The sequence below is a fragment of the Bifidobacterium choladohabitans genome (assembly GCF_016102005.1).
Classification (GTDB): domain Bacteria; phylum Actinomycetota; class Actinomycetes; order Actinomycetales; family Bifidobacteriaceae; genus Bombiscardovia; species Bombiscardovia choladohabitans.
Genome location: NZ_JACFPL010000003.1, coordinates 274,184 through 286,329, shown reverse-complemented (window position 1 = coordinate 286,329; position 12,146 = coordinate 274,184). Strand labels below are relative to the sequence as shown.

Below are 12,146 nucleotides of genomic sequence, written 5' to 3'. Positions count from 1 at the left end.
TGGTGACAGGCCAGGTGACCATCTTGAAATAGCCGTCAAGATCCTGCTTCTCCTTGGCCTCCTTGAAATCAATCCCGCCATCAGCTTTCTGGGCAGGCATGGGATTGCCATCCTTGTCAGTGGCAAAAAGCACGTTGGGGTTGTCGAGATATTGAGGATCCTTCGGACTCACGTTGAAAGCGGAATACTTGCTGACTTGGGACGCCTTGCTGGTCGTGGTAGTCGCCGTATTGGGGGACGGTTGCTGGCCTGTCACCAGGACCGGCTCGGGAGTCAGCTCATTGACAGGCACCCACTCGCTATCCTTCAGAGCCACCCACTGGTAATAATACGAATTGGTCTCAGAACATATGCCATCAGGATTGTCATTAGTACTGCCACGCGGATTCAGCCAGTACACGAAGAAAGACCGTGCCGGAGCTGTTCCCGGAGCAGTGCCGGCGATTGGCCCAGTAGCATTGCTCTTATAGTCAGGAAAACCGTAATCGGTTACCATGCCCCAGTTAGCCTGATTGTTTTGGTAGAGATTTGGGTTGCTGTCCCAACCAACCCAAGAATACGGGCCGCTGCACTTCATATCCGCTTTGCTATCCAGGCAGTAACCCATATACACTTTCATCTGTTTGTCCTGGGACATGCTCGCTGTGATATTTGAATATCTATCCTGAGCCTGTAAATCACTCATGGAAGCCGGATCAAAGCTTGTGCAGTTATCGGTAGTCCAGGACCAGGAAGAATTGCCACAAGACAGGGCCTTGTTCTGGTCACCAACGATGGCAAAGACATTCAAGGGCTCGGGGTGACCGCCAACAGCAAATTTTGCGGGATCTGTAGACGTATCCTTAATGTTCATATCACCCTCGATGGATATGGTCAGGTAGTCATACAAACCAGAATTGATAATCTTATGAACGGTGAAGAACTCAGCCTGGTTCCTGGCCCAGGCTAAGGCACCATCATAAGCGTAGGCATTTTTATTGCTGTCTACGTAATCATCCGGGGTGATAGTGTTCATATACCGCACGCGCCTGTAATAGTCAGGGTTTTCGGAACCAACAAACTGATATATGAAAGATAAATTGCATTGTGACGGATTTTTGGTGTCAGTCCCACCAACACCGACACAATCCGGCTTAAATTCATTGTGCTTCACGCGCAGGATGAAGTCCATGCGCAGCTCATCCTGGTAGGCATCGATCCTGTCGTTGAAGGCCATCATCCTATAGAGCAGGGGTTTTCTGCTGGCCGTTTCGTCCTGTCCATCGATGGCATTGGCCCGATTGGCCGAAAGGGCGCTCAGCCCAAACGGAATAACCATGGCCAGCGTCGCCAGAAGGGTTACCAGAACGGCAATTATCGGACGGCTCACACGCTGTGAACCCTTAGCGTCCCGTTCTTGTAATCGCTTCAATCCAATACCCCCAAATCAAGATATAATTATTCGCCAGAGCAGCTCTACTTTGCTTTTTCATTTGTCCCCAACTGTTTAGACTCTATCATAGAGATAAAAAAATAGCATCTTCGCCTTTTCCATACATGCTCCAGGAGCACTGGAATTGCAAGCATTATCAAGGATTCCCATAGGGTGTTTCACGAAGGGCATTTCACAACCGTTTACGGTCTTCATCTGGCTGGTCTAATTGGACGGGGAGGCCACCTTGTCATGGAAAGGCAGACAGTTCGACGCTGCCAAGCGGCTCTCCCGCCAGCTGTCCTTCAGATGTCTGGGCTCGAGTCCCATCTCGCGCACAGGAAACACAAGCAGGGCCTGCCCTCATCCCCCGAATTCCGCGGAGATGAGCACAGGCCCTGCCTTATGCCGCCCGAAAATCAGTATCGGCTCTCCTGCCTATTCCTCAGGCAGGCCACAAAGCCAGCCAGACCCAGTATCAACATCAGCAGGATCCTGAGCACGGAAAGCGGCCATCCTCCGGCGAAGGGCAGGGATGAGGTGGAGGGCCGGAATTCCAGTGCGTGTGACACCGCAGCCGACTCGTTTCCACCTCGGAAGTTGCTGCTTTGAGTATCAGCGCTTTCGGCATCATCGGAAGAAACCTGAGCGGTGAATTTTCCCTGGTTTATCCCCTCAGGCGGAGTCGCCTGCCATGAACCCTGGTCTCCCACGGCGACATCTGTGCTGCTGTTGCCGGGCCAGGTTATATGGACCAGAGTCCCTTTGGTCTCAGGAACCCTGATGTTTCCGTTGACATACTTATAGGCCTTGCCTGCTACCTGGAAGATATCGTACCGCTCCAAGGTCAGCGTGGTCGGCGTCATGTCGACCGTCCGGTTGATGGAAGCCGGGTCCGAAGGGACATTCAGAGGGTTGATCATCTTGACCTGGAAGGTATACTTTTGCGTTTCGTCGTCGCCGTTGTAACCGGTGAATCTGTCAGCCGATATGGTCAAGGTCCAGGACCAGGTGGAAGCCGCCGTCTTCGTGAGATTCAACGTGAGTCCCGAGGCGGAATCCGCGGCGGAAGAAGCAGTGCCGACCGCCGCATCCCGTTGGAAGGTGTTGGCCGGAGTGGTCAGCAGGGGCGTCCAGTCCGAGGCAGCATTCTGCTTCATGGAAATGGCCAGCCTGGAATCAGTCATCCCCAGCCCACCCGAGGACCAGGCCATATTTATAGGCGAAACAGTGCCTTTGAAGGTGACGACCGAGTTCGCCGGTAAAATCCCGTTTTTCGTATGGGGGACTGTCACAGAGAGCTTGCCGTCCGGAGCATTCTCGTTGGAGACGAAATAGGCTGTCCCTATGTTCGAGAAGAAGGAGGTCAAGCCGAACCCGGAGGCGGACTCAGTCACCCAGGCATGATAGCGCCTGTAACCGTTGTACTTGTTGCCCGGATCCGGCGACGGATACTGCTTATTGGTGTCCTGTATCTGCCAGGAGCCTCCCTGCTTGCTCTTGGGATCGACCTTGCATACGGTCTCTCCCAGCTTGAACCCCCAGGAGTCCGAGCTTTTCACCAGATCGTCACTGCTCTTGCTCTGCCCCTCCTTGAAAGGATTGCCAGGATCCTCTCCGAACAAGGTAACCGTGTTGGGATGTGTGTCATCTTTGGAGGGAGTGCACTCACCGCTGACCACCGGATCAAGCTTGCCAGTATAGACGCTTCCCGAGGCATTCAAGGAGCCATCAGCATTATTCTGGATATTGGTGATGGTCGGATCGTCGGGACGAGGCACATCATACTTATAGAAGGCAGTATCGATAGCCCATCCTGCATCCAGATTCGTGTTTTTCTGGGCTGTAGACATATCGTCTGTTATCCCAACAAGGCTATCCTGTTGAGGGTCATATATCTTAGTGGTGACTTCAGGAGTGCTTGCCGTCGGCTTGCACTGGGTGCCATCGGCATTAGTAGTGACAGGCCAAGTAACTAGTTTGAAATAACCGTCAAGATCCTGCTTCTCCTTGGCCTCTTTGAAATCAATCCCGCCATCAGCCTTCTGGGCAGGCATAGGCTGGCCATCCTTATCAGTCGCAAAAAGCACGTTGGTGGTATTCGCATACTTTGGGTCAGTCGGATCGACGTTGTAAGCCGTATTGTCATTGACCTGATATTGAAGACCCCAGGAATTGGTCAAGCCGTTTACTGCTGGCTTCTGACCAGTTACGAGCACCGGTTTAGGCGTCAGCGCATCGACAGGCACCCATTGGCTATTCTTCTGCGCCACCCATTGGTAGTAATAGGAGTTGGTCGTGGAACATATTCCACCAGCGCTGTTATTTCCACGCAAATTGAACCAGTATACAAAGAAGGACTTGGGGGGCGCTACTCCTGGAACCGGATTGGCTCCTATAGGAAATCCATAATCCGTTACCATGCCCCAATTGGCCTGGTGACCACCATAAAGAGGGGGATTACCATTCCAGCCAACCCAAGAAGCAGGTCCGCTGCACTGAGGGTGGGGACTGTTACCTAGGCAGTTGCCCATGTAAAGCTTGATGCCCTTACCCTGGTCTGCAGTGATATTGGCGACCCTGTCTTGGACGTTGCTGCCGATAGAGCTCGGATCGAAGGATGTGCAGTCATTCGTAGTGTAGTCCCATGGAGAACCTCCACACGAGAGCGTATTGTTTTGTTGACCAACAATTGCGAAGACGTTCAAAGGCTCCGGATAACCGCCAGTCACATAATATTTCGGATCCAAGGAGGTATCCATGTAGGACAAATCACCCTCTATGGATACAGCCAGGAAATCATATAAACCAGAGTTGATCACTTTATGAACCGTAAAGAACTGCTCCTCATTTTCCGCCCATTGCTCAGCACCGCCAGTGGGGTCGTTGGGATTTGTTGAAATAGTATTCAGGTACCGAATCCGGGTATAGTGGGACGGACTTTGCGCTCCTTCATATTGATATGCGAAAGACAGATTGCACTTTACTGAATCATAGGGAGAAGTATCACGCATCGGAACGCATTGCGGATTGAAATCGTTGTGCTTCACGCGCAGGATGAAGTCCATCCGCAGCTCATCCTGGTATGAATCAATCTTGTCGTTATAGGCCAGCATCTTATAGAGCAGAGGCTTCCTGCTGGCCGTCCCGCCCTGCCCATCGATGGCATTGGCCTGATTGGCCGAAAGCGCGCTCAGCCCTAGCGGAACAACCATGGCCAGCGTCGCCAAAAGGGTTATCAAAACAGCCACTATAGGGCGATCCACATGCCGTGGACCCTCATTGACCCCTTCTTGCAATCGGTTCAACACGCTACCCCCCACACCTCAATGCAACCATCTCCAGAATCAGATGGACTGCACGCTTGATTGGTCCCCGGTGCAGGCCACGAAACCCTGGAGCACAAGTACCGTATCCTCACTTATGGCATCTTCTTGTCCCCTTTACATGCTTTAAGAGTACCGAGACTGAAAGCGTGATCTGGGATTCAGAAAGGGTGTTTCGCGACCGTCCTTAGTCTTGACTAAGAACAGTCTGAGTTAGGGGTGCGGGTGACTGGCAACGGCAGGGCCCCACTCATCCTCTCAACTTCATGGGGCGGGGGCGGATCCTGTCTGATGCTGCCGGGGTCAGTGCCGGCTTTCCTGCCTGTTCCTCAGGCAGGCCACGAAGCCGGCCAGGCCGAGGGCTATCAGCAGCAGGATTTTGAGCACGGAAAGCGGCCATCCGCCAGTAAGAGGCAAAGCCGAGTTGGAAGGACGGAACTCCAACTCATGCGACACCGAGGCCGACTGGTTCCCGCCCTGGAACCGGCCCTGGGCGTCAGGGCTCTCGGCATCGTCGGAAAGCACCTGAGCAGAGAACTGCCCCTGGTTGATGCCCTCAGGAGGAACCGCCTGCCACGAACCCTGGTCCCCCACAACGACATCCGTACCACTGCCGCCGGGCCAGGTCACATGCACCAGGGTGCCTTTGGTCTCGGGAACCTTCCTGTCCCCGTCCACATACTTATAGGCTTTCCCCGCCACCTGGAAGACGTCGTACCGCTCCAAGGTCAACGCGGTGGGTGTCATATCGACCTTCCGCTCGATGGATGCCGGGTCCGAACGGATGTTCATCGGGTTGACCATTTCAATGCGGAAATCATACAGTTGTGTCTCGTCGCTGCCGTCGTAGCCGGTGAACCTGTCAGCAGGGATGTTCAGCGTCCAAGACCACGTGGAAGCCGCCGTCTTGGTCAAGCCCAGCGTAAGGCCCGTTGCGGAATCCGCGACGGAAGACGTGGTGCCGGCTGCTGCATCCCGCTGGAAGGTGTTGGCCGGAGTGGTCAGCAGACTGGTCCAATCAGAGGCAGTGTTCTGCTTCATGGAAACGACCATCCTCGAATCCGTCATCCCCAGCCCTCCCGAAGACCAGGCCGTATATATAGGCGACACCTCACCCTTGAACACGACGACCGAATCCGCCGGCAGGCTCCCGTTGACCGTATGAGGCACCGTGACCGAGAACTTGCTGGCATCCGGGACGTTCTCACTCGAAACGAAATAGGCCGTCCCGATGTTCGAGAAGTAGGAGGTCAAACCGAATCCGGAGATGGACTCGATCACCCAGGCATGATAACGCCTGTAGCCGCTGTACTTGTTGCCAGAATCCGGCGACGGATACAGCTTGTTCGTGTCCTGTATCCGCCAGGAACCCCCCTGCTTGCTCTTGGGATCGACCTGGCACTCAGCCTCGCCCAGCCTGAACCCCCACGTGTCCGTCCCTTTCACCAGGTCATCGCCATTCGTGCCCTGCCCCTCCACAATCGGATTGGCTGGGTCCTCGCCGTAGAGAACAACCTTGTTGGGACGCGCGGCATCCTTGGAAGGCGTACACTCACCACTGACCACCGGATCAAGCTTCGACGTATACACACTGCCCGAAGCATCCAAACCGGCATCAGCATCGTTTTCGATCTTCGTAATCGTCGGATCATCAGGACGAGGCACATCGTACTTATAGAAGGCACTATTGATCGTCCAGCCCGCTGAAATATTCCGTTCTATATCCGAGCTGTTCATGCCGTCACGTATACCGACGAGGCCCTTCTGATCAGGGTTGTACACTTCAGGGCTGACGGTACAAGCGCTGCCGTCCCGGTTCGTGGTGACAGGCCAGGTGACCATCTTGAAATAGCCGTCAAGATCCTGCTTCTCCTTGGCCTCCTTGAAATCAATCCCGCCATCAGCCTTCTGGGCAGGCATGGGCTGGCCGTTCTTGTCAGTGGCAAACATCTCATTGGGATTATCCGGCTGTTTGGGCAAGTTGAAAGCCGAATACTTACTGACTTGGGCCGCCTTGCTGGTCGTGGTAGTCGCCGTATTGGGGGACGGCTGCTGGCCTGTCACCAGGACCGGCTCAGGGGTCAGCTCATTAACTGGCACCCACTCGCTATCCTTCAGAGCCACCCACTGGTAATAGTAGGAATTGGTCTCAGAACATATGCCATCAGGGTTAGCTTTGGTACTGCCGCGCACATTGAGCCAGTACACGAAGAACGACCGTGCCGGAGCTGTGCCCGGATCAGTGCCGGCGATTGGCCCAGTAGCATTGCTCTTGTAGTCAGGAAAACCGTAATCGGTTACCATGCCCCAGTTAGCCTGATTGCCTCCGTAGAGATTTGGGTTGCTGTTCCAACCAACCCAAGAATACGGGCCGCTGCACTGAAGATCAGCACCCGTGCCAAGGCATTCTTGCATATATAGGGTGAAGTTCTTGTCGTTCGCCGCTAAAGTTGAAGTAATGTTGGATACCCTGTCCGGCGCATTGATCATGGTGTCAGGGTCAAAATTGCGACAATTATCGATTCCGCTAGACCAACTCCACGAGTTGCTAGGGCGCAGGCAGGACAGTGCATCGTCCTGTTTACCAACGACTGCGTAGATATTCACCGGCTCGTTGGCACCACCAGGTTGGTAATATGACGCATCAGCAGAATTCTTCAGCGCCAGATCACCCTCAATGGAAATGGTCAGATAGTCATATAAACCGGAGTTTATTATGGTGTGCACGGTGAAATACTCATCTTGATTTTGCGCCCACTTGTAGGCTCCGGACCAGGGCTGATCCGAGGATGATGCTGAGGCTATGGTGTTCAGATACTTTATTCTGCGATAAAAGGAAGTGTCATCTGACCCCTTGTACTGATAGACAAAGGCCAGATTGCAATTGCCCTTGGTATCGGCACCAGAAGTGGCGTCGGCGCAAGAAGGGTCAAACTCGTTGTGTTTTACCCGCAGGATGAAGTCCATGCGCAGCTCATCCTGATAGGAATCAATCTTGTTGTTGTAGCCCAACATCCTATAGAGCAGCGGCTTCCTGCTGGCCGTCTCGTCCTGCCCATCGATGGCATTGGCCTGACCGGCCGAAAGCGCGCTCAGCCCCAGCGGAACAACCATGGCCAGCGTCGCCAGAAGGGTTACCAGAACGGCAATTATCGGACGGTTCACACCTTGTGAACCCTTAGCGCCCCGTTCTTGCAAACGCTTCAATACAATACCCCCCAAACCACAATGAAATCATGCTCCAGAACAAATCAAGTCTGCTTTTGACCTACCCCCAATTAAGGCAACTGCACATAGAGCACAACAATGCATATAAATTTTCTTTGCCTTTCCAAGGCTACAGAAATCAAGGGCATAATCTGGGATTCAGGTGGGGTGTTTTGCGTCCGTTCAAGTTCTTGACCACGGCAGGGCCAGTACACAGCTGCGAGAGGCAAAATGTTGTCGTCTTCCGACCGGTCTGGATTGGGGGCGAACACTGCCTTGGCAACGGCAGCAACACGGGAATTAAAAAAACAGGGCCCGCGCTCATCTCCATGAAATTGGAAGGATGAGGGCGGGCCCTGTCTTATACGACCGAGGTCAGTGCCGGCTTTCCTGCCTGTTCCTCAGGCAGGCCACGAAGCCCACCAGGCCTAGGGCTATCAGCAGCAGGATCCTGAGCACGGAAAGCGGCCATCCCCCGGTAAGCGGCAAGGAGGAGGTCGAAGGCCGGAAGTCCAGCTCATGCGACACCGAGGCTGACTGGTTCCCGCCCTGGAACCTGCCCTGCGCGTCAGAGCCCTCGGCATCATCCGAAAGCACCTGAGCAGAGAACTGCCCCTGATTGACGCCCTCAGGCGGAGTTGCCTGCCACGAACCCTGATCCCCCACTGCGACATCAGTGCTGCTATTGGTCTTGCCGGGCCAGGTTATATGGACCAGGGTGCCTTTGGTCTCAGGAATCTTCCTGTCCCCGTCCACATACTTGTAGGCCCTGCCGGCCACCTGGAAGACGTCATGGCGGTCAATGGTCAGTGTGGTGGGCGTCATGTCGATTTTCCGCTCGATGGATGCCGGGCCCGAACGGAGGTTCATCGGGTTGATCATCTCAACATGGAAAGTATAGGTCTGCGTTTCGTCGTCACCGTTGTAACCGGTGAACTTGTCAGCAGGTATGTTCAGCGACCAGGACCAGGTGGAAGCCGCCGTCTTGGTCAGGCTCAGCGTGAGACCTGATGTGGGGTCAGTGACGGAAGGAGCAGCGCCGGCCGCCGCATCCCTCTGGAAGGTGTTGGCCGGAGTGGTCAGCAAGGGCGTCCAGTCCGAGGCAGCATTCTGCTTCATCGAAACGACCATCCTCGAATCAGTCATCCCCAACTTCCCCGAGGACCAGGCCGTATACACAGGCGACACCTCACCCTTGAACGTGACCACCGAACCTGTCGGCAGGCTCCCGTTGACCGTATGGGGCACCGTGACCGAGAACTTGCTCGCATCCGGGACGTTCTCGCCCGAGACGAAATAAGCCGTGCCAATATTCGAGAAGTAGGAGGTCAAGCCGAACCCTGACGTGGACTCAACCACCCAGGCATGATAACGCCTGTAGCCGTTGTACTTATTGCCGGGGTCCGGCGACGGATACTGCTTATTGGTGTCCTGTATCCACCAGGACCCTCCCTGCTTGCTGCCAGTGTCGGTCTCGCAAACAACTTCCCCCAGCCTGAACCCCCACGTGTCCGAGCTTTTCACCAAGTCATCGCCATTTGTGCCCTGCCCATCCGCAATCGGATTGGTGGGATCCTCTCCATATAGAACAACCGTATTGGGATGCTTCTCATCCTTGGAAGGCGTGCACTCACCACTGATTATCGGGTCAAGCTTCGACGTATACACGCTCCCAGAAGCATCCAAGCCGGCATCCGCATCATTCTCGATCTTGGTGATTGTCGGATCATCAGGACGGGGCACATCATACTTATAAAAAGCAGTATCAATCGTCCAACCCGCAGAGAGATTCGTATCCTTTTGCGCGGCGGACATACTATCGTCAATCCCCACAAGACCAGCGCTCTTGGGGCTGTACACCTCAGGGCTGACGGCTGTACATTCCGTGCCATCAGAATTTCTGGTGTCAGGCCAGGTCACCAGCTTGAAATAGCCGTCAAGATCCTGCTTCTCCTTGGCCTCCTTGAAATCAATCCCGCCATCAGCCTTCTGAGCAGGCATGGGATTGCCATCCTTATCAGTCGCAAAAAGCACGTTGGTGGTATTCGCATACTTTGGGTCAGTCGGATTGACGTTATAAGCGGCATTGGTATTGACCATGCCCTGCAGTCCGTAGGTGGTAGTCAAAGTGTTGGGACTCGGCTGCTGGCCTGTCACCAGGACCGGCTCAGGAGTCAGCTCCTTAACTGGCACCCACTGGCTGTCCTTAAGAGCCACCCACTGATAGTAATAGGAACTGGTCTCAGAACATATGCCATTGGTTTTGTTGCCTGGACCACGCAAGTTCATCCAATACACGAAGAAAGACCGTGCCGGAGCCGTGCCCGGGGCTGTGGCATTTATTTTTCCAACCTTACCATCGCTATAAGCCGGAAAACCATAATCGGTCACCATACCCCAGTTGGCCTGGTACATGTTATAAAGTTGTGGCCAATAGTCCCATCCAACCCAAGAATATGGGCCACTGCATTTCAGGTCGTCTCCTCCGCTACCCAAGCAGTCACCCATATACACTTTCATCTGTTTATCCTTCGATAAACTCGCGGTGATATTTGAAGATCTATCCTGCAAGTTACTCATGGAGGCTGGATCGAAAGTTGAGCAGGTGGCGGTACCCCATGCCCACGAAGAGCTACCACAGGACAGGGCATCATTCTGTTCACCGACAATAGCAAAGACATTCAAAGGCTCAGGGTGACCACCAGCCACGAACTTTGCAGGATCTGTAGACTTATCCGCAATGTTCATGTCGCCTTCGATGGATACGGCCAAGTAGTCATATAAACCTGAATTGATTATCTTATGAACCGTAAAACGCTCCACATGATTCCCAGCCCATGATACAGCTCCATCATATGTATGCCCGTTTTTGTTATTTTCAAGATAATTATCTGGAGTTATACTATTTATATACCTTATCCGATAGTAATCTGCAGGGTTATCAGAACCTACATACTGATATATAAAAGATAAATTACATTTCGCCTTGCCACCGGTGTCCGACTTGCCGAGGTCGACGCAATCCGGCTTGAACTCGTTATGTTTCACGCGCAGGATGAAGTCCATGCGCAGCTCATCCTGCCAGGAATCAATCTTGTCGTTGAAGGCCAACATCCTATAGAGCAGAGGCTTCCTGCTCGCCGTCTCGTCCTGTCCATCAACGGCATTGGCCTGACTGGCCGACAGAGCGCTCAACCCTAGCGGAACAACCATGGCCAGAGTCGCCAGAAGGGTTATCAGAACAGCGATGATCGAACGGTTCACGTGCAGTGATCCCTTGTTGTTCCGTTCTTGCAATCGCTTCAATACGAAACCCCCAAATCCCGATGGAATCATCTGCTAGAACAGATCGACTTTACTTTTAACTTGTCCCCAATACCGCCGACTGTATCATAGAGATAAAAAAATCGCACCTTCGCGTTTCTTTGCATGATTCAAGTGCGACCGGCACTCAGAGCATGATCGTCGATGTGTCGCGACCGTTCACCTTACGGAATCCATAAGGATTTATCAGCCTCTAATATGGCCGTCCCCCAGCACCCAGCCGATGAGAATCGGCATGATGGCCGCCAAGGCCTTGCCCCTGTGCGAAATGGCGTTCTTTTCATCCGAAGTCATTTCCGCCGAAGTCAGCGGCTGCTGGTCGCTGGCACGCCGAGGCTGATCAAGGGGCACGAAGATCGGGTCGTAGCCGAACCCATTGTCCCCCCGTGCCTGGCGGATGATGCTTCCGGGCATCTCGCCGACTCTGGTCACTTGACGTCCACGGACGGCATACCCTGGCACATCCGGAACGACCAGGGCGGCAGCACAGACAAACCGCCCTCCCCTCTGTTCGTCGGGAATGTCGTTCAGCTGGTTCAGTAAGAGCTCCAAGTTGGCCTGGTCGTCACCGTGGCGGCCGCTCCACCGTGCCGAAAGGATCCCCGGGGCGGCACCCATCACATCAACGACCAGCCCCGAGTCGTCCGCCAGCGCGGGCAGACCTGATTCACGAGCAGCCTGCCCAGCCTTGATAAGGGCGTTCTCCTGAAAGGTGGTGCCGGTCTCTACCGGATCGGACAGCCCCAGTTGCCCCGCCGAAACCAGCTCGATCCTCTGCCCCTCATCGGCCAGGAAACCGTCGAGTATGCGACGAAGCTCACCTAGTTTGCCCTCGTTGTGCGTGGCCACAACCACTTTTCTGGCATACCCCATACCGG

Annotated in this window: 5 protein-coding genes and 1 pseudogene; 1 reads left to right on the top strand and 5 read right to left on the bottom strand. The window is 54.2% G+C overall.

Features of this window, described 5'->3' with window-relative positions:
- The 3 genes and pseudogenes from H3S97_RS07240 to H3S97_RS07230 form a co-directional block, all read right to left on the bottom strand.
- Positions 1–1,369: pseudogene (locus H3S97_RS07240) on the bottom strand (hypothetical protein); the annotation flags it as partial.
- A 461-nt stretch (positions 1,370–1,830) separates the two neighbouring features.
- The gene (locus H3S97_RS07235; RefSeq protein ID WP_232342376.1) at positions 1,831–4,641 is read right to left on the bottom strand and encodes a hypothetical protein; all 2,811 of its coding nucleotides are present in this window, start codon (positions 4,639–4,641) and stop codon (positions 1,831–1,833) included.
- A gap of 399 nt (positions 4,642–5,040) precedes the next feature.
- Positions 5,041–7,902, bottom strand: a complete 2,862-nt coding sequence (locus H3S97_RS07230) for a hypothetical protein (RefSeq protein WP_332461951.1) — start codon at positions 7,900–7,902, stop codon at positions 5,041–5,043.
- A gap of 71 nt (positions 7,903–7,973) precedes the next feature.
- Between H3S97_RS07230 and H3S97_RS07225 the strand changes: the two genes are divergently transcribed.
- On the top strand, positions 7,974–8,291 hold the full coding sequence (locus H3S97_RS07225; RefSeq protein WP_198178741.1) for a hypothetical protein: 318 nt from the start codon (positions 7,974–7,976) through the stop codon (positions 8,289–8,291).
- A 28-nt stretch (positions 8,292–8,319) separates the two neighbouring features.
- Here the strand turns inward: H3S97_RS07225 and H3S97_RS08610 are convergent, their stop codons facing one another.
- Together H3S97_RS08610 and rdgB are read right to left on the bottom strand one after the other, a co-directional pair.
- Positions 8,320–11,280 (bottom strand): hypothetical protein, encoded by a 2,961-nt coding sequence (locus H3S97_RS08610; protein WP_198183727.1) that lies wholly within the window; start codon positions 11,278–11,280, stop codon positions 8,320–8,322.
- Positions 11,281–11,454: 174 nt separating this feature from the next.
- Positions 11,455–12,141: an RdgB/HAM1 family non-canonical purine NTP pyrophosphatase gene (gene rdgB, locus H3S97_RS07215; protein ID WP_198183725.1), complete on the bottom strand. Its 687-nt coding sequence runs from the start codon at positions 12,139–12,141 to the stop codon at positions 11,455–11,457.
- Between the last annotated feature and the right edge of the window lie 5 nt (positions 12,142–12,146).

Excerpts from the sequence above, each read along its gene's own strand:
- H3S97_RS07225 (WP_198178741.1), top strand. The coding sequence starts at position 7,974 with ATGCTCCAGAACAAATCAAGTCTGCTTTTGACCTACCCCCAATTAAGG.
- H3S97_RS08610 (WP_198183727.1), bottom strand. The coding sequence starts at position 11,280 with ATGATTCCATCGGGATTTGGGGGTTTCGTATTGAAGCGATTGCAAGAA.
- rdgB (WP_198183725.1), bottom strand. The coding sequence starts at position 12,141 with ATGGGGTATGCCAGAAAAGTGGTTGTGGCCACGCACAACGAGGGCAAA.